Below are 23,360 nucleotides of genomic sequence, written 5' to 3'. Positions count from 1 at the left end.
AGCCTCGATCCTGTTGACTTCAGGTTGTCGTCGGCCGCTCCTGTGCCATCGGATCTTCGGAACGGCCGTTCACGCGGACGGCGGACGTCTCCTTTCCCCTGGACGGTGAGGGGGAGGGTGCCCCCTATTGCTATGTGCATGACATTACGCAGGGTCCCGGTACCCGCATCCAACGGCGCACCATCGCCGGAGCGCGGCCGTCAACCCGTGGACCTCACGTGTCCGGTGGTCCTGCACGGGATGACGGCCGCAGCCGCGTCGGTCTCTGCACGCGGCTTCTGTCCTCGCGCGCCGCGTCGACGTCGGTGACTCACCAGCGCAGACCCGTCGGGCCGGCCGTCACAGCACGGCGCCGAGGAATTCTCTGGTGCGCTCGTGCTCCGGCTCGCTGAAGATCTTCTCGGGCGGACCGGACTCGATGATCCGGCCCGAGTCGAACATCAGCACCTGGTCGGAGATGTCCCGGGCGAAGTTCATCTCGTGGGTCACGCAGAGCATGGTGATGTCGGTGGAGCGGGCGATGTCTCTGAGGACGTCGAGCACGCCGGCGACCAGCTCCGGGTCGAGCGCGGACGTCACCTCGTCCAGGAGCAGCACCTGCGGCCGCATCGCCAGCGCCCGGGCGATCGCCACCCGCTGCTGCTGACCGCCGGACAGCTGCGCCGGGTGAGCGTCGCACTTCTCGGCCAGGCCCACCATGTCCAGCAGGCCCTTGGCCCGCTCCACCGCCTCGTCCTTCGACAGGCCGAGGACGGTGACCGGCGCCTCCGTGATGTTCCGCAGCACCGTCATGTTCGGGAACAGGTTGAACTGCTGGAACACCATCCCGATCTTCTTGCGGACCTCCCGGACCTCCTTGTCGGAGGCGGGGAACAACTTCTGCCCGTCGACCGTGATCGTGCCCTCGTCGGGCTTGAGCAGGGTCATCAGCAGCCGCAGGATCGTGGTCTTTCCGGAACCGGAGGGACCGATCAGGGTGACGTGCTTCCCGGCGTCCACCGTGAAGTCCAGGTGGTCGAGGACCGTGTTCTGGCCGAACCGCTTGGTGACCTGGTCCAGCCGGATCAGCTCGCCGGCGCTCTGGGCGGGGTTCTTCTCGGGGTTGGGGAGAGTGTCAGTGGGCAAGGCGTCGCTCCAGGGCTCGCAGGGCAAGGGAGGCCAGGTAGGAAATGACGATGAAGGCCACGCCGATCACCGTCAGCGGCTCGGTGAACTGGAACTGCTCACGGGCGAAGAGTTGTGCCTCGCCCAGCATCTCCAGCACGGTGATCGCCATCAGGATCGGAGTGTCCTTCAGCATGGCGATGACGTAGTTGCCGAGCGCCGGGACGACACGGCGGATCGCCTGCGGAAGGATCACCGCGGACCACGTCCGGCGCAGGGGCAGGTTCAGCGCCGTGGCGGCCTCCCACTGGCCCACCGGCACAGCCTCGATGCCGGCCCGGTACACCTGCATCGTGTAGGTCGAGTAGTGCAGGCCGATACCCACGACACCGGTGGTCAGGGCGGAGAAGGCCAGGCCCCACTCGGGCATCACGTAGAACAGGAAGAAGAGCTGCACCAGCAGCGGTGTGTTCCGGATGAACTCGGTGATCGCGCCGACCGGCCAGGTGACCCAGCGCGCGGGCACCCGCATGAGCAGCGCCCACACCAGGCCCAGCACGAAGGAGATCACCGACCCGATGACCAGGATCTGCAGGGTGACCAGCAGGCCGTCCCAGAAGTGCGGCATGAAGTCCGCGACCGCGTTCCAGTCCCACTTCACGAGACACCTCCCACACCGGTGGCCTCAGGCTGCCGCGTGGCTTCGACACCGGCCCGAGGCTCCTTCCCCACGCCTGCCTTCAGCTTCTTCTCCAGGCCCCGCATCAGCCGGGTGAGCAGGAAGGCGATGACGAAGTAGATCAACAGGATGTACGTGTAGATCTCCGCGCTCTCCTGGAGCGCCAGGCGCACCAGGTTGCCGCTGAACGCCAGGTCGCCCATGCCCATGAGGGACACCAGCGCGGTGCCCTTGAGCAGTTCGACCAGCAGGTTGGAGAACGGTGGAATCATCTCGGGCACCGCCTGCGGCAGAAGGACCAGCCGTATCCGCTGCCAGGGGGTGAAGCTGAGGGCGATGGCACCCTCCCGCTGGGCCGGATCGACGGCGGCGATCGCGCCGCGCACGATCTCCGATCCGTACGCCCCGTACGTGAGCCCGAGCGCGAGCGTCCCGGCCCACATGGGCACGAGCTGCCAGCCGAAGCTCAGCGGCAGGACGAAGTAGATCCAGAAGATCATGATCAGCGCGGAGGTCCCGCGGAACACCGTGGTGTACAGGCCCGCGAGGAACCTGACTGTCCGCGACCGGTGCGTGCGGGCGATACCGACGACGAACGAGACCGCCGCGCCCAGCAGGGCACTGAGGACGAGGAGTTGGACCGTCGTCCAGATGCCTCTGACGACGAGTTCCCAGAGTCCGGATGTCATCCGCCGCAGAGCTCCTTCGCGGTCATGTCCGTCATCTCGTTCTCGGTGAACCCGAACGGCTTGAGAATCCGGAGCAGTTCGCCGCTGTCCTTGAGCTTGTGCAGCTCGCGGTTGAAGGCGTCCCGCAGGTTGGTCTCGTTCGGCCGGAACGCGAAGCCGCCGCCGTCGACGTGCGGTTCACCCTGGACGATCGGCTTGAACGGCTCGGTCACCTCCGCCTTGGCGGACTTCTTGACCACTTCCCGGGTGGTCAGCGCCGTACCGGCGAAGACATCGACGCGCCCGGTCTCGACCGCGTTGAGGCCGGCCACCTGGTCCGGAACGATGAGGATGTCTCCCCGCTTGTAACCGGCCTCCACGGCGTAACCGATCTCCGCGTAGCCGGCTCCGGTGGCGAACTTCGCCTTCTTCTCGACGACGTCCTTGTAGTCGCTCAGGCCCAGGGGGTTTCCCTTGCGCACGATGAACGAGTCGAGCATCTGGTAGTCGGGGTCGGAGAAGATGACCTGCTCGCAGCGTTCCGGGTTGATGTACATGCCGGCGGCCACGATGTCGAACTGCTGCGAGTTCAGGCCGGGGATGAGGGAGCCGAACTCGGTGGGGACCGCCTGCACCCGGTCGACCCCGAGCCGCTTGAAGATGACCTTCGCCAGCTCCGGCGCCTCGCCGGTCAGTTCGCCGTTCTTGTCGATGTACCCGAAGGGGATCTCCCCGGCGATGCCGAGCCGTGCCACGCCCTGAGCGCGGAGCCGCTCCAGGAGCTCACCCCCCTCCGTGTCGGAGGCGGTGGCCACGCGCGAGCATCCGGACGCCCCCAGCGCGCCGAGCGCCGCGACCCCCGCGAGCAGCGACCGGCGGGTGGGCCCTGATGTGCGGTCACGCCTGACTATGGGCGGAATTCTGTCTGGTGGTGAGGCCATGGGCGCGCGGCTACCCGAAGCATTTCGAGTTATGCCGATCTTTTTAGGACCGATACGCGCCGATGCGCCCTTGACCATGGCGGCCGTGGGCACTCCCATGGAGGGCATGGCTGATCGCTACATCGAAGTCTCGCTGCTCAAGCGCGACGTGACCTGCACGGCCAGGCTGCTGGACGACCGCGCGCCGATCACCTGCGCGGCCGTCTGGGATTCCCTTCCGCTGGCCGGGGACGTCTACCACGCGAAGTACGCGCGCAACGAGATCTACGCTCTTTTCCCACCCTTCGCCCCAACCGAGCCACCCCTGGAGAACCCGACCATCACCCCCATTCCCGGCGACCTGTGCTATTTCACCTTCGCCGGGGCGGAGTTGGGGACCAAGGCCTACGGCTACGACCGCGAGGTCCGCGCCGGGACCACGCTCGTCGACCTGGCCCTGTTCTACGAGCGCAACAACCTGCTGCTGAACGGCGATGTCGGCTGGGTCCCCGGCATCGTCTGGGGCCAGGTCGTCGACGGCCTGGAGACCATGGCCGAGGCGTGCAACGACCTGTGGAGGTCGGGAGCGGCGGGGGAGACGCTCAGCTTCCGGAGGGCGTAGGCCGGCCGGCCGAGGCCGCCCCGGCCCCGTACAGCGCGTGGGCCGCCCGCAGCACCAGATCGTCCCGGTGCCGGGCGGCCACGAGCTGCAGACCGATCGGCAGGCCGTCCGCGTCGGCGCCGACCGGCACGCTCGCCGCGGGCTGCTGCGTCATGTTGAACGGGTAGGTGAACGGGGTCCAGCCCGTCCAGCGCCGGTGGCCGGATCCTTTCGGTACCTCGGCGCCCGCCTCGAACGCCGTGAGCGGCAGGGTCGGCGTGACGAGCAGGTCGTACGTGTCGTGGAACCGGCCCATCCGGCGGCCCAGGTCCATCCGGACGTCCACCGCGGCCAGATACTCCAGCGCCGAGTAGCGGGCGCCCCGCGCGCAGATCTCCCGCAGCCCCGGGTCCAGCAACTCCCGCTGGTGCGGGCCCAGATGCTGAGTCACCCGGGCAGCCCCGCTGAACCACAGGGTGTGGAATGCCTCCACCGGGTCGGTCAGGTCCGGGTCGGTCTCCGTGACGTACGCGCCGAGCTCCGCCAGCCGCTCCACCGCCCGCCGCACCGCCCCGGCGACCGCCGGCCGCACCGCCACCTGCCCGCCCAGCGACGGCGAGTACGCCACCCGCAGCCCCCGCACCCCGCCCGCCAGGCCGCCCGTGTACGGACCGGCCGGGGCCGCGAGCGCCGACCAGTCGCGCGAGTCCGGGTGGCCGATGACGTCCATCAGCAGCGCCGCGTCCGCCGCGTCCCGGGTCATCGGACCCACGTGCGCCAGCGTGCCGAACGCGCTCGCCGGGTAGAGCGGCACACGCCCGTAGGTCGGCTTCAGCGCGAAGATCCCGCAGAACGACGCCGGGATGCGCACGCTGCCGCCGCCGTCCGTGCCCAGCGACAGCGGCCCCGCGCCGAGCGCCACGGCCGCCGCACTGCCGCCGCTCGACCCGCCCGCCGTGCGCGAGGGGTCCCAGGGGTTGCGCGTCACACCGCTGAGCGGCGAGTCCGTCACACCCTTCCAGCCGTACTCGGGGGTCGTCGTCTTGCCGAGGAAGACCGCCCCGTGCTCGCGCAGCCGGGCCACGGAGGGAGCGTCCTCGTCCCAGCGCCCGGCCGCCGGGTCCACGGCCTTCGAACCCCGCAGGGTCGGCGCGCCGCGCTGCAGCAGGATGTCCTTGACGGTGACCGGCACCCCGTCGAGCAGGCCCCGTGGCTCACCGCGCCGCCATCGCTCCTCCGACTCCCGGGCCCGTTCCAGTGCGTCCTCGGCGGTCAGCCGGACGAAGGCGTTCACCTCCGGCTGGACCGCCTCGGCCCGCTCCAGCGCCGCCCGTGTCGCCTCCACGGGACTCCACTCGCCCTTGCGGTACCCGTCGAGAAGCCGTACGGCGGTCAGCTCGGTGAGCTCGGTCATCCAACCTCCCAAGAACGTCAGTGTCCGGGTACGTACCCACGCTGCTTGTCGACCACGTTCTTCAGCGGCTCCCCGGCCGCCCACCGTTCGTACAGCTCCACGAACTGGGCCCCGAGTTCGTCGCGCCAGCCGATGGTGTCGCCGCTCATGTGCGGGGACACGATCAGGTCCGGTGCCTGCCACAACGGGCTGTCGCCGGGCAGAGGTTCGGCCTCGAAGACGTCCAGGGCGGCGCCCGCGATCCAGCGTTTGGCCAGGGCCTCGGCGAGCGCGTCCTCGACGACCAGCTGGCCGCGGCCGATGTTGACGAACCGGGCCGACGGCTGCATCAGGCCGAAGCGGCGTGCGTCGAACATCCCGTGTGTCTCGTCCGTGAGCGGCGCCGCCGCGATCACCCAGTCGGCGCGGGCCAGCAGCCGGTCCAGGTCCTCCGGGCCGTGCACGCCGGAGCGCGCGGCACGGCCCACGAGCGCGGTCGTGATGCCCAGCGCCCCCAGTGTGTGCGCGATCGCCCGGCCGATCGGACCGGAGCCGACCACGACGGCCCGGGTTCCGGCGATCTTGTGCGACTCGCGGTGCCGCCAGGTCCGTTCCCGCTGGAGTTCCAGCGTCCGCGGCAGGTCCTTGGCCATCGCCAGCACGAGCGCGGCGACGTACTCGGCGATCGGCTGGTCGAAGATGCCGCGCGCGTTCGTCACCACCGTGTCCGAAGCGGCGAGTTCCGGGCACATCAGGTGGTCCACACCGGCGCTCGCCGTATGCACCCAGCGTGGCCGCGGGCCCTCACCCGGCCAGGCGTCCCGCACGGCGCGCGAGGTGAAGTCCCACACCAGGAGTACGTCCGCACGCGGGAGGCGCGCGGCGAGTCCCGCCGCGTCGGTGTGCTCGATACGGGCGTGACCGGTGAGGCGGCCGAGGCGGGGGAGAGGTTCGGCGTCCAGGACGAGAAGAGTGGGGGTGGGCATGAGCAGCCGTTTCTCCAGCCGTTCGGCGGGGCCGGCCGGCCTGGGGGCGGCCGCCGGTGACGACGAGTTAACCCGGTGTTGACCAAGGAGTGATCCGGGCGGATTGACCACGCTCGCACCCGAACCTACCGTCGTCAACACGGGCGTTCCCACGATCCGTTGCACACTCGTTGCCCAGTGTGAGGCCGGTGCCCTGCCATGGACGTCTCATTTCTCGGCGGGCCCAGCCCGCAGCGCGGGGTCGGCGTCGTCGCCCCCTTCGACTTCGCACTCGACCGCGAGCTGTGGCGCTGGGTGCCGGACGAGGTCTCGCTCCATATGACCCGCACACCGTTCGTGCCGGTCGAGGTGAGTCTGGACCTGGCCCGCCTGGTCAGCGAGCACGAGACGCTGGGCGAGGCGGTCCGCACGCTCAACGCGATCGCCCCCGAGGTCGTGGCCTACGCCTGCACGTCCGGCAGCTTCGTCGGCGGCATGATGGGCGAGCGGGCGATGTGCGAGGCGATGAGCCGGGCCGGTGCCGTACCGGCGATCACCACCTCCGGCGCACTGCTGGAGGCCCTCGTGGAGCTGGACGTACGCCGGGTGGCACTGGTGACGCCGTACACGGTCTCGGTGACGCAGTCGCTGGAGGCCTACGTCGCCCAGGCCGGCGTCACGATCTCCGGCTGCGCCTTCATGGGGCTGACCCGGCACATCTGGAAGGTCCCCTACCGGGAGGTGGTGGACATGGCGCGGCAGGCCGTCCGCGACGACGCCGACGCGCTGTTCATCAGCTGCACCAACCTGCCCACCTACGACGTGATCCCCCAGCTGGAGGCCGAGCTGCGCATCCCGGTGATCTCGGCCAACCAAGTGACGATGTGGGCGGCACTGCGCCGACTGGGTACCCGTGCGGTGGGGCCGTACCAAGCGCTGATCAATCCGGCGGCGCGTTCCGGTCCCGCAGCACCGGGGGCGGACCCCGGTCCCGTACTGCCGGAAGAAGAGCAGCAGCAGGAAGGCTGGACATGACAGCACTGGGATTTCTCTACCCGGGCCACTCCGCCGAGGACGACTATCCGCGCATCGAGCAGTTGCTGGGCAGCGACATCCGGGTGGACCTGGTGCACACCGACATCGGTGAGGACGCGCACCGGGTGGACGCGCTGCTGGAGATGGGCTCCGCCGGCCGGCTCGCGGCGGGAGTCCAGGAACTGCGGCACGCCGGTGCGGACGCGGTGGTGTGGGCCTGCACGAGCGGCAGCTTCGTCTACGGCTGGGACGGCGCGCAGGAGCAGGTCCGCGCCCTGGCCCAGACCGCCGGGCTGCCGGCCTCGTCCACGTCCTTCGCGTTCGCGCACGCGGTGCGGGAACTGGGGGCGCGCAGGGTCGCGATCGGAGCGACCTACCCGGAGGACGTGGCGCAGCTCTTCGCCGAGTTCCTGCGCGCGGCCGGCGTGGAGGTCGTGTCCGTCAACAGCTCCGGCATCATCACGGCCGCCGAGGTCGGCACCTGGGGCGAGTCCGAACTCCTCGCCCTGGCCCGGAACTCCGACCACCCCGATGCCGAGGCGCTCCTCCTGCCCGACACGGCCCTGCACACGGCGGCCCACATCCCGGCCCTGGAGAAGGAACTCGGCAAGCCGATCCTCACCGCCAACCAGGTCACGGTCTGGGAGGGCCTGCGCCTGGCGGACCGACGGGTGAACGCGCCTGAACTGGGAGCGCTGTTCACGAGGGAGCCGATCGTCCAGGCGTGAGCCGCGAGAACGCCCCCTCGCCGCCCGCGGCACCTGTCGCGGGCGGCGAGGGGACCGCGGTTCATGCTCTCCGTTCAGGGGGCGGGGGCGGGGGATGCGGCGGTGGCGGGACGGTGGGCCGCTCCCGGCGGCGACGGGTGAGGACCGAGGGGAACGCGAAGCCGACGGCTCCGCCGGCGAGGGCCCCGACGGCCATGGCCAGGAGGAAGTCCCATCCGATCCCTGAGCCGAACAGCTGCTGCGGCCCGGCGACCACGGCCCCGAAGAAGCCCGCGGCGCCGGCGCCGCGCAGGCGGCCGCGCAGGCCGGTCCGGTGCCTGCTCATGGACGTTCGCTCCTCGTCCGCCGCCACCGAAGCAGACGCAGCGCGACGTACGCGACGAGGGCGACGGTGAAGAGCGCGGCGGCTGCCAGTCGGGCTGCCGTCCAGGCGAGTCCACTCGGGTCCCAGACGGCTTCGGCCAGGTTCATGCCGACGGCCACCGCGAACGCAGCCTTGAGGTAGCCGGCCGCTCGCGCCACCTCGTACGCACCAGTGGTCATGGAGTCCGAGTGCCCCGGGGCGGTCGGGGCAAGGTGCCGTGCCCTCGGACGCGCCTTCCATGGGGGCCGGAATCGGTCCCGCCCCTTCTTCGGGGCAGAGCGGGGCAAAATAGCTCCAACACCCCACCCGAAGCTGAGGAATGCTCAACTCCGCCGCATCACACGGCCCTTGGGTTGACCGAAAGCGCGTTCCCCTTCAGTCGTCCATCCCGTGCACACTGACCACGTCCGCAGCCAGTCGTGCCGTGAAGGACTCCCCGATGGCCGAACCGGGCCCGTTCAGATCCCCCGCAAGCGCTGTCCGGCTGTCCGGGCGCCTGCTGTGCTGGTGCCTGGCCACGGCCATGGCCTCCGCCGTCGTGGACGCCTTCCTCCATCCCGCGCCCGGGTGGTGGGGTGCCGTGTGGCTCCTGCCCTGGTGGCTCACCTGTGCGACCGCCCTTGCATGGGCCGCCCTGCGGGCCCGCGAGAAGGCCGACCGGCCGCCCCCGCAGGGCGGCGCCCGGAGCGACTGGGAGCAGGCCGCCTGACGGTCCCGGGCGCATGGCCGGGAATAACCGGAGACTGTCCCCTGTTAGAGCCGGAACGACAGCACACGGCCCACAGCAGGAGGCACCCCACCGTGGCGGCAGACGACACACACGGCGCGGCAGACGAGATACGCGGCGCGGCACAGGGCGACGCGCCCGTCCCCCTCTCCGTACTGGACCTGGTCACCGTGGGGGCCGGCCGCACCGCCTCCGACGCCCTGCGCACCAGCGTCGGCCTGGCCCGCCTCGCGGAACACCGCGGCTTCCACCGCTACTGGGTCGCCGAGCACCACTCCATGCCGGGCGTCGCCTCCTCGTCCCCGGCCGTGATCCTCGCCCACCTCGCCGCCCACACCGACCGCATCCGGCTCGGCTCGGGCGGTGTGATGCTGCCCAACCACGCCCCGCTCGTGATCGCCGAGCAGTTCGGGACGCTGGAGGCCATGGCCCCGGGCCGGATCGACCTCGGCCTCGGCCGCGCCCCCGGCACGGACGGCGCCACGGCCGCCGCCCTGCGCCGCACGGAACGCCTGGGCGAAGGCGCCGACGACTTCCCCCAGCAGCTCGCCGAGCTGACCCGCTTCCTCGACGACGACTTCCCCGACGGGCATCCCTACCGCCGCATCCACGCCGTACCGGGCCCCGTCCAGGCCACGTCCCCCGGAGGCGTCCAGTCCCCGCACCGCCCGCCGATCTGGCTGCTCGGCTCCTCCGGCTTCAGCGCCCGCCTCGCCGGGACCCTGGGGCTGCCCTTCGCCTTCGCCCACCACTTCTCCGCGCAGAACACCGTCCCCGCCCTGGACCTGTACCGGGAGTCCTTCCGGCCGTCCGCCGTGCTCGACGAGCCGTACGCCCTCATCGGCGTCTCCGCGCTCGCCGCCGACGAGGAAAAGGAGGCCCGCCGGCAGGTGCTGGCCGCCGCCCTCAGCATGGTCCGGCTGCGCACCGGCCGCCCCGGCCTCGTGCCCAGCCCTCAGGAGGCGGAGGCCTACGCGTTCAGCCCCATGGAGCGCGACTTCGTCGACTCCTGGAACGCCAACGTCGTCCACGGCACCCCGGACGAGGTCCGCTCGGGCCTCGACGACCTCGCCAAGCGCACCGGCGCCGACGAGCTGATGATCACGGCCAACGCGCACGGCGGTGACGTCCGGCTCCGCTCCTACGAACTCATCGCCGACGCCTACGGGTTGCCGACGCCCGCCTCCGCCTGAACGTCGGGCGTGCCCAGCAGCTCGGAGATGCGGTCCGGCGGCACCGGACGGGAGTAGAGCCAGCCCTGCCCGGTGTCGCAGCCGATGCTGCGCAGCCGGGTCGCCTGGGCCGAGGTCTCCACGCACTCGGCCGTGACGGTCAGCCCGAGCCGGTGTGCCAGCTGGATCATCGCCTCGACGACCACCTCGTCGGCCGGGTTGGCACGGGCGGCCGCCTCCCGGTCGTCGTACTGGAAGCCGCGCACAAACGATCCGTCCAGCTTCAGCACCGAAACCGGCAGCCGGCTCAGGTACGCGAGGTTCGAGTAGCCGGTGCCGAAGTCGTCGATGGCGATGCGCACGCCCATGTCGCTGAGCGCCTTCAGGGTCTGCAGCGGGCGGCCCGCCGAGCCCATCACCGCGGACTCGGTCAGCTCCAGCTGGAGCAGATGCGGTGCCAGACCCGTCCCGGCCAGGGTCTCCGCGACGTCCGCCACCAGGTCGGAGTCCCAGACCTGACGTACCGCCACGTTCACGCTGACGAAGATCGGCGGCTCGTCGGGGTGGTCGAGCTGCCAGCGACGGGCCTGCTCACAGGCCGTGTGCAGCACCCAGCGGCCCAACGGGACGATCGAACCGTCCTCCTCCGCCAGTCCGATGAACCGATTCGGCGTCAGGACGCCGAACTGCGGGTGGTTCCAGCGGATGAGCGCCTCGACGCCGTGCAGCCGGTCGTCCTCCATACCGACCAGCGGCTGGTACTCCAGTCGGAACTCGCCCCGCTCGATGGCCGGCCGGAGCGTGGAGGCGAGGGCCTGGCGGGTCATGCGGTGCGCGTTGCGCTCCGGGTCGAACAGGGTCCAGCGGGCCTTGCCGTCGGTCTTCGCCCAGTACAGCGTCGTGTCCGCCGCCTGCATCAGCGCGGTGGGGGTGGTGCCGGCCGCGTGCCGCTCGACGACGCCGATCGACGCCGAGACCGACAGCCGCTGGCCGGAGATGTCGAACGGGTCCTGGACCGCCCGCAGCGCCGACTCGGCCAGTTCGGCCAGCTGTTCGGTGCCCGTGGAGTCCTCGACGAGCAGCGCGAACTCGTCCCCGCCGAGCCGGGCGACCAGCGGGATGCTGGTGCGTGAGTGGCCGGCCTCGTCGGCGCAGTGGGTGAGGCGCTCGGCGACGGCGGCCAGCAGTCTGTCCCCCACGCGGTGGCCGAGGGTGTCGTTGATGGCCTTGAAACCGTCCAGGTCCAGGTAGCACAGCCCGATCCGGCCCGTGCCGCTCTGTTCGTAGGACTCCGCTTCCAGCGCGGCCGAGAGCCGTTCGAAGAACAGGGTGCGGTTGGGCAGCCGGGTCACCGGGTCGTGCATCTGCAAGTGCCGCAGTCGGGCCTGGAGTTCCCGGCGGGCACTGATGTCGGCGACGGACAGCAGCACGCCGTCGTCCTCGGCGGCCAGCGGCGCGACCGTCACCTGCACCCACAGCGAGCGCCCGTCGGGGTGCTTGAGCCGGCGCGTGCAGCGCAGGCGGGACTGCCGTCCGCGCAGCACCTCGCGGTAGGCGTGCCAGGTGCGGGCGTCGGAGGTGAGGTCGACCAGGTCGGCGGCGACCGCCCCGGCGAGCCCGTCCGGGCTGCCGCCGAGCAGCGCGGCGAGCGAGTCGTTGGCGCTGACGACCGTGCCCTCGCGGTCCACGACGGCCATGGCGAGCGGGGCGGCCGTGAAAACCGAGCGGTAGGGCAGCCCGGACGGGGGCTCGGTACGGGGAGACGTGTCGATCTCACTCTCTGTGACGACCGGCCGGTCCAGGTCTACCGCGGGCGCCGGCCCTTCGGAGGTTCCGCTCACCGCTCGCTCCCGCATGTATTCGATCTCTGTCCGTGCAGGAAAGGTCAGGAAAGTGTGCCGATCATAGAGGCTGGCCCGAGGGCCTTCCAGCCGGTGTCCAGTCTTCCCGGCCAACCGGCCCTTCTGCCAGATCGTTTCTGCACGCGCCTGGACGCCTTCTTCAGGCCGCCGACCAGTTGTGACGTTCTGTGAGTACTTCGGGGGTGTCGGCTTCCGTGATTTTTCGCCCCCTTCACCCGACCGGTGCAGGCAAACAGGACGCAGTACGACAAATCATCACAGGCTGGGTGCGGTGTCCCGCGATCCGCACCCGGAGGTACCCGTGCCGCGTCCGTTTCCGCGCGCCCGACTGCGCAGCACCGCGGCCGTGTTCACGACCATGTCGGCGCTCGCCGCCACCTCCCTCGGCGCCGGCCCCTCCGCCGCCGAGCCCGACTCGGCCGCGCCCTGCGCCCTGACCCGGACCGACGCCCACCACTCCGAGGGCCTGGACACCTGGAACGCCGCCTATCCGCGCCCGGCCCGGTCGCTGGACGCGGTGATGGTATTCCTGTCCTTCCCGGACTCCCACCCGCTGACCACGCCGCAGGAGCTGACCGCCGACCACTTCCCGGCGACCACCCGCTTCTTCGAACGTGCTTCCTATGGCCGTTTCACCCTGCGCCCGCACGCGCTGCGGCACTGGATCCAGATGCCGAAGCCGTCCACCGCGTACGACATACAGCGCGACTGGAGCCCCGGGCACCGGGCCGCCTACCTGCGCGACGCCCTCGCCGTGGCCGATCCGCAGGTGGACTTCTCGCGCTATGACGTCGTGTACTTCGTCGCCGACCCGGACGCGCCCGGCGTGGACTCCGACGCGACCAAGGTGGTGAACCTGTCGAGCCCGCTGCGGGCCGACGGCACCGACCTGCGCAGGATCGTCACGGTGTTCGAACAGCATCCGCCGGACCGGCTCGTCCTCGCCCACGAGACCGGGCACGTGTTCGACCTGCCCGACCTGTACCACCGGCCCGTGGACGGCAAGGGCGACTGGGACACGCACGTCGGGGACTGGGACCTGATGGGCAGCCAGTTCGGACTCGCCCCGGACCTCTTCGCCTGGCACAAGTGGAAGCTGGGCTGGCTGGATCCGCGGCAGGTGCGGTGCGTGCAGGACGCCGGGCCCGCCCGGCTGACCCTGGAGCCGCTGGCGGCGGGGCCGGGGGTGCCGGCGACGGGGACCGCGGGGGCTCCGGCCTTCGGTCTCGGGCGGGGTACCAAGCTCGCCGTGGTGCGGACCGGGCCGGACAGTGTGCTCGCCTTCGAGGCGCGCGGGCCGGTGGGCAACGACGTGGCCGCGTGCCGGCAGGGGGTGCTCGTGTACCGGGTGCGGGGCGGGGCGCAGTCCGGGAGCGGGCCCATCGAGGTGATCGACGCCCATCCGCGCACGGACGCGTGCTGGGAGGACTCCGTCTACCCGCCCCTGGCGGACGCGCCGATCGGCATCGGGGAGAGCTTCACGGTGCCGGGGGACGACGTGCGGGTGAAGGTGGAGGGGCGCACGGCGTCGGGGGCGTGGACGGTGAAGATCGCGGTGGGGCGCTGAGAGGCGGAGGTGCGACGCCGAGTGGCAGGGGTGTGGATGGCGCGGCCCCCACGACGCGCGGCGAAGGCGCGCAGAAACAACGGTGGCGGCTTGTGCTCGCGCTTTCCGCGAACCCAAGCCGCCACCGACAACGTGCGCCGCCAGGGACTCGAACCCCGGACCCGCTGATTAAGAGTCAGCTGCTCTAACCAACTGAGCTAGCGGCGCCTGCTGACGTCGTAGACCTTAGCACCCTGGTCGGCGGGAGGAAAAATCGAAATCCGCACCGCTGAGCGGGCCGCCCGGACGGCCGCCCAGAGCAGTACCTCGGGCCCGGGGAGCCAGGGCTGACGGGTGTCGGGGGCGACGAGCCAGCGGGACGCGGAGCGGCGGGCGGGGGAGGTACTCTCCGACGGCGCCGGGACGGTCACGGCGTCGCCGGTGCCGTGGCAGAGCAGCGGCGGTACCGCGTCCGTGCGGTTGGTCTCCCGGCGGTCCCGCGCGCCCCACTCCTCCCACTCCAGCAGGGCGGGGAGCCGCTGCGCCGTCCCCGGCGCGGCGAACAGCAGGATCCGCCCCCGGAACTCCGCGACCGGGCCCGAGCCCGGGCCGTCGTCCCACAGCCGGTCGAGCATCCGCCGGCCGAACATCGAGGGCGCGCTGACGACGTCGAAGACCGCCCCGCAGGGCAGCACGACCGGTGCGTCCGGCCGCTCCTCCCAGAGGGCGAGCGTGCTTCGCGGATACGTTCCTGCCGAGGCGAGCCAGGCTGCCCCGGACGGGGTGACATCGGAGGCGTTCCATGCGCTGCTCATGGCACCCAGGTCTACCCGCCGTGAGCGCCCCGTTCCCGAGGGTTGCGGGAAATCGGGACAGGAGAGGGTGGGAGGGAGTATCTTGCCCGCCTGGCATATGCCAGGTGATCGGTAAGGGCTTGTTCTACGCGCTCTCGCCGGGCCCCCGGCCCTCGGCGTCGCCCCGCATCAGATCCCGTCCGAACTCCACCATCTTCTTGGCGTAGTCCTCGGTCCACTCGGCCCGCTCCGCGATGTCCGCCGTCGTCAGCCGGTCGAACCTCCGCGGATCGGCCAGCTGTGCCGCGGCCATCGCCTGGAACTCCACCGCCCGGTCCGCCGCGGCCCGGAACGCCAGCGTCAGCTCCGTCGCCCGGGCCAGCAGGGCCCGGGGGTCGTCGATCGACTCGAGGTCGAAGAAGTGCTCAGGGTCGGAGGCCGCCTCCGCCGGCTCGAAGAGCAGGGGCGCGGGGCGTAGCCGCGGTTCGTTCCGACGCGGCGTGGGCTCCGCCATGTCTTCTCCTCCTCGTACGTCGCGCTGGCCCGCCCCCGCGGGCGGGGGACCTCCCAGGTGGAGTGAGCCACCGTCCATTGTCTCGCGGGCGCGCAAGTGGGCATCGCGGTAGTGGGTACGGCCACGCCACCACCCGGTGTTCGTCACGGCTTCCGGGAGGCGCCGTGTTCCGGCCAGATCACGGCCGCCACGCCACCCGGTCTTCCGCCCAGGTGCGCAGGCACCGCGTGGTTCGCCTCCCAGCCGTCCGGGCTGCATCCCTCGGCGGCCTCCGGCGGCCTCCGGCGGCGTACCGGCCTCCGGCCGGCGGGGCGGGCGGAGGGCGTAGCCGGCGGCGCCGGTCACGGCCGCCACGCCACCCGGTGTTCCGCCAGGTGCGCCAGCACCGCGTGGTTCGCCTCCCAGCCGTCCGGGAACTTCACCACCGTCCCCAGTTGCACCGGCTCCGTCGACGGATAGTCGTCCAGCAGGTCGGTCACCCCCGCTCGGCAGACCACGATGCAGGCGTGCCGGTGACGGGAGGCCAGGACGCAGAGGCGGCCCGTCTCCAGGTGGAAGGCCGTGGCGTCGGGGCGGCCGGAGAGGGGGTGCAGGACCACCGTGACGTCGTACTCCCGGCCCTGCAGCCGGTTCGCCGTGTCCACGACCACATCGGTGACGCCCAGGCCGGCCAGCGCCGCTCGGACCGCGGCCGCCTGGTCCCGGTGGGCCGTGCCGACGGCGATCCGGTCGGCGGTGAGGGGCGAGGGGACCGGGGAACGTTCCGAGGTCGCCGCACCCGCCCGGTCCAGCAGCCGCCGTACGACGGTGGCCACCGCCCCGACCGCCTCCGGGTCCGTGCGCGGAGTGTGCCGGGCGGGCAGCTCCAGCAGGCCCCAGCCCGACACGGCCGCCTCGTCGATCACCCGGTCGGGGCCCGAGCCGTCCGACGGCACGCCGAAGGCCAGGGTCCGGTCGCCGGGGCCGGTGCCGCTGTGGAACGGCGTGTACGGGTAGAACGCGTCCGAGACCAGGGGCGCCGCCGAGGCCGGAAGCCGCCAGGAGACCGGCAGACGGTGCTGGGGCAGGTCCGGGTTGTGCGCGAGCAGGGTCGTCACCGCCGAGGCCGACGGGTCGTACGCCAGACCCGCCCACTGCTCGCTGCCCACGATCGCGAACGGATCCAGCTGCCCCGGGTCCCCCACGAACAGCGCCCGCTCGAAGAGCCCGGCCACCGCGAGCAGCGAGTCGGACCGCATCTGGTACGCCTCGTCGACGATCGCGTGCCGCCACGGCTCGTCGATCTTGACGTGCGCCCACTTCGCCGCCGTCGAGATCACCACGGCCAGCCCGGCGAGGTCGGCCGCCTTGGCCGACTTGCGGACGTTCTCCAGGCCGTCGAGCGCCTTGTCGTACGGGTCGGAGTCGCTGCTGTGCAGTCGGCCCACCGGCAGCTCCGGATTCTTCTCGGCGAGCCGCAGGACCAGATCGTCGACCTGGGCGTTGGTCTGCGCGACCACCATCAACGGGTGGCCGGCTTCCGCCAGTTCCAGCGCCGCGCGGACCACCAGCGTGGACTTGCCGGCGCCCGGCGGCGAGTCCACGACGACCCCGCGCGCGGTGCCGTGCAGCGTGTCGCGCAGGATCGCGTCGGTGGCCCGCCCCGCGGCGGCCGAGGGGTCGAACACCGTGGTCACAGCACATCCTCCTCGGTCACCGGGTCGGCCGCCTCCAGGGCCGCCTCACCTGGCGGCCCGCCGTGCGTCCACGGCGTCTCCTCCGGGTCGGGCAGCTTCGCGCCGCCCCGCTGCTCGTGCTCGAAGAGCGTGAAGCAGACCCGGTCGCCCTTCTCCGGCACCGAACCCGGCTCGGGCTCCTTGCCGCGGCCCATCTTGTCGAGGACCCGCAGCACGACGTACGCGCCGTCCTCCTCGTGGGCCACGAACTCAGCGGACTGCGGCTTCCCGCCCAGCGACCGGTACACCTTCGTCCGCTCGCCGAGCTGCGGCCGGTCGTCCGTACGCACCGTGACCAGGGGGCGGGGGCTCGGCCGCTTGCCGTCGCTGTACGCCATCACGACATCGGTGACCTCACCCGAGAACGCCTCCCCGGACAGCCGCCGGCCCGCCATCACCAGCGGGTCGTCGAGGGCCTCCTGCGCCTCCAGCCGGGCCTGCTCGCGCTCGCGCGTGGCGAGCTTGTTCGCCGCGGTGACCGCGTCGTCGCGGCGCGGCTGCGGGGGCTCCCCGGCCAGCACCCGGTCGCGGTGGCCGGTGAACGACCAGCGGTCACGCGTCCACCGCTCCTCGACCCGCGCCCCCTCGGGCAGCTCCCGCAGCAGGTCCAGGCCCCGCCAGACCGCGTCCCAGGTGGGCCGGGTGCGGCTGAGCACCAGGTCGCGGATCTCCCGCTCGGCGGCGGTCAGCGCCCCGAGCCGGTCGTCCGCCTCCAGGCCGTCCTCCGCGGCGGCGAGGGCGGTGCGGGCCCGGTCGTAGCGCTCGATGGCCGGGGCGAGCAGCTTGTTGTCGAACGCCGGGTCGGTGGCCGGGCCGGCCGGCGGGCACGTCAGCTGCCCCTGCGCGTCCCGCTCCAGCTCGGCCCGCAGCGCGGCCTCGGCGCCGGTGACGCCCTCCGGCGGGTCGATCCAGGCCAGCAGGGCCCCCAGGTGCTGGTCCTCCAGGGTGGACTGCCCGGTCACCCAGTGCCGGCCCAGGAGGTCGGTCATCGCCAGCAGCAGCGAGGAGCCGGGCACTCGGGCCCGCTCCCCGAAGTGCGTCAGCCACCGCCCGAGCAGCGGCACCCGGGGCGGCGCCGGGTAGGGGGCCTCCGGATCCTGCTCGGCCGTACGCCGGAACCGCGTCGAGCGCCCGAGCAGCCGCACGAGGTCGATGCCCGCGCGGCTCGGCACGATCAGCTGCGGCGCGTCCGCGCACAGGTCGACCTCGACCTTGACGCGCTTGCCGGTCTCGGGGTCGGTCTCGGTGCGCTCGGCGGCCTCCACGGATTCGGCGTAGGAGTCGATGTACGGCAGCACGACGCCGGCCAGTTCGGCCAGGAATGCGAACCTGAGGTCGCGGTCACGGGGCTGCGGGACGGCCAGCAGGCGCGGTGCGTCCCGGTCGGTGCCGACCAGCGCGCCGAGCGGGGCGCCGGCCTCACCGGCGGTGATCAGCGGCACCAACACCAGCGGGCGGTCGCCGAGATGACGGTGCCGGACGGTGGCGGCGGGCTGGGCGCGGCCCGTGCTGACGGCTTCGAGCCGGGCCAGGGTGGAGATCAGCGACACGCCGCCTCCAGTGCCTCGGCGCGCAGGGCGGCCGCCCGCCGCAGGGCCGCCACGGCCGGGTCGCCGGGATCGCCCGCCTCGCCGCGCGCGGCCGCGAGGACCTCCTCGACGGTCGTCAGACCGCCCAGCTCCGCACGGACCGGACGCCCGAGCGTGGTCACCGCGCCCTCCCGGCGGGACCGGGACCGGCAGTGGAAGGCCAGCTCGCATGCGGACAGGCACTCGGGCGCGTAGGTCGCCGGGACCGACTCCACGGCCGCGGTCAGCTCCTCGACGGGCAGTTCCGGCGAGAAGCAGGTGCCCTCGGGAAGCGCGTCGGCGATGTCCTCGATGCGGGTCAGCCGGGCCAGCTGACGGGCCGTGACCGCCCGCTGCTTGCGGATGTCGACGGCGGACGCGGCCGGCAGGTTGGAGAAGTCCCGGGGGCACACCAGCAGGATCCGGTGCCGCACCCGCGGGGCCGGGGCCCCTTCCGGAGCGAGACGGGCCGCGACCTCCTCCAGGGCCAGCACGTACACCGCCGCCTGCCGGGCCGCGGCCCCGACCTTCGCCGGGTCCGCCGAACCGTCCAGCAGCGGGAAGGACTTGATCTCCACGACCGTCCAGCCGCCGTCCGGATGGACCACCACCGCGTCCGGCTCAAGGAAAGCGGGGGAGCCCGCGACGTCCAGCGCGAGCATCGGATGGTCGAGCAGCGTCCACGCGCCCGGATGCGCGGCGGCCTCCCGCAGCTCCAGCTCCGTACGGGCAGTGCGGCCCTGGGGGCCGGAAGCCGTCAGGTCGGGCACGCGCGCGTCGGCGGGCGGCTCGGCGGATCGGTCGAGCTTCTCGTGCACCAGCCGCAGCAGCTCCGCGCCGCCGTCGGCCTTGACCTTCGCCTCGAAGGCGTTGCCTCTGGTGAGCGCGAACTGCGACTGCCCGAACGCCGACGGCGAACCCAGCGCGCTCGCCAGGGCCGTCTTGTTCACCCCGGCGCCGTCGAGGATCGCGCGCCGCGCACAACCGGGGTTGGCGGCCAGCGCCGCCAGGGCACGCGCGTCCAGTGCCTTCGCGGGTACGTCGGGCCCGCGCAGCTCAGCGAGCTGCTGCCGGAGCGCCGTCCCCCGCGTCCTTGGGGGAGGCACCCGGCTCGGCTCCGGATCCGTGCCGCGCCTCGCGCTGCCGTGGAATTCGCTCACCCGCGGAAGTCTGGCATCCGGCACTGACAATCGAGGAACCTGCGGCGGAAGAGTCCACCGCGACCGGTGCGACGCGCGGCACGAACCGCGCCTTGAGACGGTCCGAGGTGCGCATCACGGCGGGTGCCAGCAGCAGTCCGACGCCCATGACGGCCGCGCCCGCGACCGCGTCGAGGAAGTAGTGGTTGGCGGTGCCCATGACCACGATCGTCGTGATCAGGGGATAGGCGACACCGGCCGCCTTCGCCGCGCGCGTACCGCCGAAGCGCCACAGCATCACCCCGCACCACAGGGCCCAGCCCACGTGCAGACTCGGCATGGCCGCGTACTGGTTGGTCATGTCCCCCATGCCGCGCGGTGCGCTCGCGGCGCCGCCCCACCAGCCGTACGAGCTGTACTGCGCCATCGTGTCCACGAAGCCGTGGCTCGCGTCGAGGAGCCGGGGCGGGCAGGTCGGCAGCAGGGTGAAGCCGATCAGGCCGATGAGGGTGGACGTCATGAGCCAGGTGCGGGCGGCGCGGTAGCGCACGGCCCGGGAGCGGAAGAGCCACACCAGGACCACCGGTGTGACCAGGTAGTGCAGCGACGCGTACCAGAAGTCGGCGGGTATGCCGATCCAGGCCTCGCGCGTGAAGAGGCGGTTGAGCGGGTTCTCGAAGTTGAGGTACAGCGCCTTCTCGAAGCGCAGGATCATCAGACCGTGGTCGACGGCGCCGGAGACGTCGCCGCGGGCGAGGAGCCGGCCGGCCGAGTAGAACCCGTACACCAGAAGGATCAGCGGCAGCTCGGTCCACCAGCGCAGCCTGGGCGCGGGGGCCGCCTCGGTGCCCGGTGTCTCGGTGTGCTGCATCCGATCGTCCTCCCCCTTCGTCATCACGCGTAGCCCGGTCGGCCGTGCCACTTTACGGCGTGGACCCGCGCCCCGGGGGGCGCCTCCGGCCCTCAAAGACGCAGAGATCGCCCCCCGGGTTGCCCGCGGGGGGCGTGCGCGATGATGGAGGAGTTCCCCACGTGTCGTTCTTCTCGCGTTGTTCTTCCGGAAAGGTGCCCCATGGCCGCGCGCATCCTGCTGGCCCGCCACGGACAGACCGAGTGGTCCCTGTCCGGCAAGCACACGGGCAGGACGGATGTGCCGCTCCTGGAGGAGGGCCGACGCGGCGCCGAGCGGCTGGGCGAGCGCCTGCACCGGGCGCCGTACGACGGCCTGGCCGGCGTCGAGATCCGCACCAGCCCGCTGGCACGCGCGCGTGAGACCTGCGAACTGGCCGGCTTCGGCGACCGCGCGCGCACCTGGGACGCGTTGCTGGAGTGGGACTACGGGGCGTACGAGGGCATGACCCCCGCGGACATCCAGGCCGTCCGGCCCGGCTGGCTGATCTGGCGCGACGGTGTGCCGGGCGGGGAGTCGCTCGCCGAGGTCACGGCCCGGGCCGACGAAGTGGTCTCCTGGGCCCGCTCCGAGGACCGCGACGTCCTGGTCTTCGCCCACGGGCACATCCTGCGCTCCATCGGGGCACGGTGGCTGGGCCTCCCGATCGACTTCGCGGCCCGGATCCGGCTGAACCCCACATCGCTGTCGGTGCTGGGCTGGGCCTACGGGGAGCCGGCGATCGAGAGCTGGAACGACCTGGGGCACCTGGCCCAGGGCGTGCCGGGCGTCGCGCGGCAGGCGTGACGTTCGCCACAGCCCCTCAGGCCGTGCGCGCCGACGAGGCGTGCCTCTCCAAAAACGCCGACACCCCGGAGGCCCTGCGGTGCGGCAGCAGCACGCGCGCCGTCGCCGCCAGCATCGTCTGCACCCGGGACGACTGGACCTCCTCCAGCAGATCCAGCACCCGCATCCCTGTCACCGCCGCTTCGTCCGGCCGGCCCCCGCGGGCGAGGTCGTCCGCCAGCTCAGCCGTGTAGAGGGCGATGTTCCGGGTGAAGTGCGGATCCTGCAGCCCGGCGGCCCGGCGCGCGTGCCGCGCCGCCCGGGGCCAGTCCCCGAGCGTGGACCAGCACTGCGCCTCCAGGCCCTCCAGTTCGGCCTCCCCGTAGAAGCTCATCCACTCCGGGTCGGCGTCCGAGGAGCCCCGCTCGAAGAAGGCCTGCGCCCGGGCCAGTGCCTGTTCGCAGCCGACGCGGTCGGCGAGCCCCGCCCAGCCGCCCGCCTCGCGCAGCGCGAGCAGCGACATCAGCCGGGCCGAGCCCACCGGCCGGGCGACGCGCTGCGCGGCCTGGGCCGCCCGGACCGCCTCGCGTGGCCGGCCCGCGTCGCGCGCCAGGAACGCCGTGTTGCAGAAGGCATGCGCCTCCAGGCCCGGGTCGCCGGTCATCCGGGCGGTCGCGAGGGCCTCCGCGTAGTGCGAGCGGGCGTCGTCGAAGCGCCCCGAGTCGTGGGCCAGCCATCCCACGGAGATGGCCAGTTCACCGGCGCCCGAGTAGAGCCGGTCCGCCGTCTTCTGCCGGGTCGTGCCGGCGTCCAGCAGGGCGTAGGCCGCGCGCAGCGGGGCGGCGGCGCGACGGTAGAGGCCGTCGGCCCCGTGCCGGTCGTCCAGCAGCCGGATCCTGCGGACGGCTTCTTCCAGGGCTCCCGCGTCGCTCGCCCCGGCGCGGTGCACGGGGCGCTGCGCCGCCGCGGCGTCGAGGGCGAGGCCGACAGGCCCCAGTGAGGCGGCGGCCACCGTGGCGCCTCCGCCGGTCATGAACGCGCGACGTAGCACGTCGCTCTCCTCGTCGGTGTCGTGCGGGTGGTGCGGGTCGTACGGGTTCTGCGTTTCATACGGCTCGCCCGCCCCGCTGGTCTCACTCGTGGCGTTCGCCGGGTTCGCGGTGCGCGTCAGGGGCGCGCCCTCGGTTTCGCGCGCCCGGCGTCCGCGTACCGACGAGCGGGGCGCGAACCCCAGGTCTGTGAGCGTGCGGCCTGGGAACATGTGCAGGAACACCCGTTCGTACGCGTAGTTGGGGCAGCGGATCTCGCCCGACTCGACCCGGCCGATGTACCGCGCGTCACAGCTGACCTGCTCGCCGATCTCGAGCCCGGCCCGGCGGATCGCCGCGGCGAACTCGGCCGGTGAGCGCTGTCCGCGCAGTCGCCGGAAGACGAGGTTCGGCCGTGACGGCCGGTGGGGTTGAGACGAGGTCAACGATGACGACGCCATGGCCGGGTCCTCCCGTGCGAACCGTCGAACCATGCCGGATGTGGGGCGACTTGTTGCGATATGCCCGCATCGTCCGCCCCGTGTCCGGCGAGCAAGAACGTACCTGCTGTGATGGAGTCACCACGCTGGGTTTGGCTACAAACCGGATATCTCATCCGTGATCTGCCATGAAGTGCCATTCTTTGCGGCTGACTTCCGCCGTAGCCCTTGACGGACTGCCGCGTTGAACTCCGCGGACCGGGAGGCCCCCGACTCCCGACCGCTCGTGCAAGCAGGGCTTTTCGTGGTGGAGGCCGGATGGAGACCAGCCGGATCAACGATCCTCGTACGTCGCCGGGCACACCGGCGGCCTGCTGCGATGTGGTGACGGTGCCGGCACGGCAGGGTCTGGAGGCGGTCGACATCCTGCGGCGCGGACCAGGGGACGCGGTGGGACCCGTGCTGCACGACGACGGTGGTGACACCCTCGGCTTCCTGGTGCCGCCGGGGACGGCCGCCGCGTGGGACGTGCCCGGGAGCACCTGCACGGAGACCGACGGACGCGGACTGCCCCTGGCGCCCGACCCCCCCCGGGCGGGCCCGGACTGGCTGCTGCCGCCCGGCGAGGCCGACCTGGCGACCGACCCCGCGGTGCTGCGCGAGGCCCTGGGGGAGGCCGCCCGGATGATCAAGGCGGCGGACAGCTGCCGCTGAGGCGCCCAC

The 23,360-nt window shown here is 72.4% G+C and carries 24 protein-coding genes and 1 tRNA gene; 8 read left to right on the top strand and 17 right to left on the bottom strand.

The window, feature by feature from the left end; genetic code table 11:
* Positions 1–339: 339 nt before the first annotated feature.
* From ehuA to ehuB, 4 genes are read right to left on the bottom strand one after another with little or no spacing between them, the layout of a single operon-like run.
* A complete protein-coding gene (gene ehuA / locus A4E84_RS14935; protein WP_062927053.1) occupies positions 340–1,125 on the bottom strand; it encodes an ectoine/hydroxyectoine ABC transporter ATP-binding protein EhuA in 786 nt (261 codons plus the stop codon).
* The gene (gene ehuD / locus A4E84_RS14930; RefSeq protein WP_062927052.1) at positions 1,115–1,765 is read right to left on the bottom strand and encodes an ectoine/hydroxyectoine ABC transporter permease subunit EhuD; all 651 of its coding nucleotides are present in this window, start codon (positions 1,763–1,765) and stop codon (positions 1,115–1,117) included. Before ehuD ends, ehuA begins: the two co-directional genes overlap by 11 nt.
* Positions 1,762–2,472: an ectoine/hydroxyectoine ABC transporter permease subunit EhuC gene (gene ehuC, locus A4E84_RS14925; RefSeq protein WP_062927051.1), complete on the bottom strand. Its 711-nt coding sequence runs from the start codon at positions 2,470–2,472 to the stop codon at positions 1,762–1,764. The genes ehuD and ehuC overlap by 4 nt, the downstream gene beginning before the upstream one ends.
* A complete protein-coding gene (ehuB, locus tag A4E84_RS14920) occupies positions 2,469–3,392 on the bottom strand; it encodes an ectoine/hydroxyectoine ABC transporter substrate-binding protein EhuB (protein ID WP_107308323.1) in 924 nt (307 codons plus the stop codon). The genes ehuC and ehuB overlap by 4 nt, the downstream gene beginning before the upstream one ends.
* A gap of 106 nt (positions 3,393–3,498) precedes the next feature.
* Between ehuB and A4E84_RS14915 the strand changes: the two genes are divergently transcribed.
* On the top strand, positions 3,499–3,993 hold the full coding sequence (locus A4E84_RS14915; protein WP_062931456.1) for a DUF3830 family protein: 495 nt from the start codon (positions 3,499–3,501) through the stop codon (positions 3,991–3,993).
* Here the strand turns inward: A4E84_RS14915 and A4E84_RS14910 are convergent.
* Positions 3,974–5,386, bottom strand: a complete 1,413-nt coding sequence (locus A4E84_RS14910; protein WP_062927049.1) for an amidase — start codon at positions 5,384–5,386, stop codon at positions 3,974–3,976. The genes A4E84_RS14915 and A4E84_RS14910 overlap by 20 nt on opposite strands.
* Before the next feature lie 17 nt (positions 5,387–5,403).
* Positions 5,404–6,351, bottom strand: a complete 948-nt coding sequence (locus A4E84_RS14905) for a D-2-hydroxyacid dehydrogenase (protein ID WP_062927048.1) — start codon at positions 6,349–6,351, stop codon at positions 5,404–5,406.
* Positions 6,352–6,549: 198 nt separating this feature from the next.
* Between A4E84_RS14905 and A4E84_RS14900 the strand changes: the two genes are divergently transcribed.
* On the top strand, positions 6,550–7,365 hold the full coding sequence (locus A4E84_RS14900; protein WP_062927047.1) for a maleate cis-trans isomerase family protein: 816 nt from the start codon (positions 6,550–6,552) through the stop codon (positions 7,363–7,365).
* Complete coding sequence (locus A4E84_RS14895) at positions 7,362–8,093, top strand: maleate cis-trans isomerase family protein (RefSeq protein WP_062927046.1); 732 nt, start codon at positions 7,362–7,364, stop codon at positions 8,091–8,093. Before A4E84_RS14900 ends, A4E84_RS14895 begins: the two co-directional genes overlap by 4 nt.
* A gap of 61 nt (positions 8,094–8,154) precedes the next feature.
* Here A4E84_RS14895 and A4E84_RS14890 read toward each other — a convergent pair whose 3' ends face one another.
* Positions 8,155–8,418 (bottom strand): hypothetical protein, encoded by a 264-nt coding sequence (locus tag A4E84_RS14890; protein WP_062927045.1) that lies wholly within the window; start codon positions 8,416–8,418, stop codon positions 8,155–8,157.
* Positions 8,415–8,636, bottom strand: a complete 222-nt coding sequence (locus A4E84_RS14885; protein ID WP_159029580.1) for a hypothetical protein — start codon at positions 8,634–8,636, stop codon at positions 8,415–8,417. The genes A4E84_RS14890 and A4E84_RS14885 overlap by 4 nt, the downstream gene beginning before the upstream one ends.
* 260 nt (positions 8,637–8,896) lie before the next feature.
* On the opposite strand from A4E84_RS14885, the gene A4E84_RS14880 reads away from it, so the two are divergent.
* Positions 8,897–9,166, top strand: coding sequence for a hypothetical protein (locus tag A4E84_RS14880; RefSeq protein ID WP_062927043.1), 270 nt, complete (start codon positions 8,897–8,899; stop codon positions 9,164–9,166).
* Positions 9,167–9,258: 92 nt separating this feature from the next.
* The gene (locus A4E84_RS14875) at positions 9,259–10,377 is read left to right on the top strand and encodes an LLM class flavin-dependent oxidoreductase (RefSeq protein ID WP_062927042.1); all 1,119 of its coding nucleotides are present in this window, start codon (positions 9,259–9,261) and stop codon (positions 10,375–10,377) included.
* Here A4E84_RS14875 and A4E84_RS14870 read toward each other — a convergent pair.
* Entirely contained in the window at positions 10,347–12,212 is a 1,866-nt protein-coding gene (locus A4E84_RS14870; RefSeq protein ID WP_062927041.1) for a putative bifunctional diguanylate cyclase/phosphodiesterase, read from the bottom strand. The genes A4E84_RS14875 and A4E84_RS14870 overlap by 31 nt on opposite strands.
* Positions 12,213–12,519: 307 nt before the next feature.
* On the opposite strand from A4E84_RS14870, the gene A4E84_RS14865 reads away from it, so the two are divergent.
* Complete coding sequence (locus A4E84_RS14865; RefSeq protein WP_062931455.1) at positions 12,520–13,785, top strand: M6 family metalloprotease domain-containing protein; 1,266 nt, start codon at positions 12,520–12,522, stop codon at positions 13,783–13,785.
* A gap of 133 nt (positions 13,786–13,918) precedes the next feature.
* On the opposite strand, the gene A4E84_RS14860 is transcribed toward A4E84_RS14865, so the two are convergent.
* The 7 genes from A4E84_RS14860 to A4E84_RS14830 form a co-directional block, all read right to left on the bottom strand.
* Positions 13,919–13,992, bottom strand: a tRNA-Lys gene (locus A4E84_RS14860).
* A complete protein-coding gene (locus A4E84_RS14855; protein WP_062927040.1) occupies positions 13,983–14,579 on the bottom strand; it encodes a bifunctional DNA primase/polymerase in 597 nt (198 codons plus the stop codon). The genes A4E84_RS14860 and A4E84_RS14855 overlap by 10 nt, the downstream gene beginning before the upstream one ends.
* Positions 14,580–14,703: 124 nt before the next feature.
* Positions 14,704–15,072, bottom strand: a complete 369-nt coding sequence (locus A4E84_RS14850) for a hypothetical protein (protein WP_062927039.1) — start codon at positions 15,070–15,072, stop codon at positions 14,704–14,706.
* A gap of 341 nt (positions 15,073–15,413) precedes the next feature.
* The gene (locus A4E84_RS14845) at positions 15,414–16,748 is read right to left on the bottom strand and encodes an AAA family ATPase (RefSeq protein WP_062927038.1); all 1,335 of its coding nucleotides are present in this window, start codon (positions 16,746–16,748) and stop codon (positions 15,414–15,416) included.
* Positions 16,745–18,337, bottom strand: a complete 1,593-nt coding sequence (locus tag A4E84_RS14840) for a hypothetical protein (RefSeq protein WP_062927037.1) — start codon at positions 18,335–18,337, stop codon at positions 16,745–16,747. The genes A4E84_RS14845 and A4E84_RS14840 overlap by 4 nt, the downstream gene beginning before the upstream one ends.
* Complete coding sequence (locus A4E84_RS14835) at positions 18,328–19,461, bottom strand: hypothetical protein (protein WP_062927036.1); 1,134 nt, start codon at positions 19,459–19,461, stop codon at positions 18,328–18,330. The genes A4E84_RS14840 and A4E84_RS14835 overlap by 10 nt, the downstream gene beginning before the upstream one ends.
* Positions 19,412–20,365 (bottom strand): phosphatase PAP2 family protein, encoded by a 954-nt coding sequence (locus tag A4E84_RS14830; protein WP_062927035.1) that lies wholly within the window; start codon positions 20,363–20,365, stop codon positions 19,412–19,414. The genes A4E84_RS14835 and A4E84_RS14830 overlap by 50 nt, the downstream gene beginning before the upstream one ends.
* Before the next feature lie 201 nt (positions 20,366–20,566).
* Here A4E84_RS14830 and A4E84_RS14825 point away from each other — a divergent pair, with 201 nt between their 5' ends.
* Positions 20,567–21,190, top strand: coding sequence for a histidine phosphatase family protein (locus A4E84_RS14825; RefSeq protein WP_062927034.1), 624 nt, complete (start codon positions 20,567–20,569; stop codon positions 21,188–21,190).
* A gap of 16 nt (positions 21,191–21,206) precedes the next feature.
* Here A4E84_RS14825 and A4E84_RS14820 read toward each other — a convergent pair whose 3' ends face one another.
* Entirely contained in the window at positions 21,207–22,658 is a 1,452-nt protein-coding gene (locus A4E84_RS14820; protein ID WP_062927033.1) for a hypothetical protein, read from the bottom strand.
* A 297-nt stretch (positions 22,659–22,955) separates the two neighbouring features.
* Here A4E84_RS14820 and A4E84_RS14815 point away from each other — a divergent pair, with 297 nt between their 5' ends.
* Positions 22,956–23,351 carry a hypothetical protein gene (locus tag A4E84_RS14815; protein WP_062927032.1) on the top strand — a complete coding sequence of 132 codons (396 nt, stop codon included), beginning with the start codon at positions 22,956–22,958 and terminating at the stop codon, positions 23,349–23,351.
* Positions 23,352–23,360: the final 9 nt, after the last annotated feature.

This window comes from Streptomyces qaidamensis (assembly GCF_001611795.1).
Classification (GTDB): Bacteria; Actinomycetota; Actinomycetes; order Streptomycetales; family Streptomycetaceae; genus Streptomyces; species Streptomyces qaidamensis.
The sequence above is the reverse complement of the archived record's forward strand: the minus strand, read 5'-3'. Positions and strand labels throughout refer to the sequence as shown.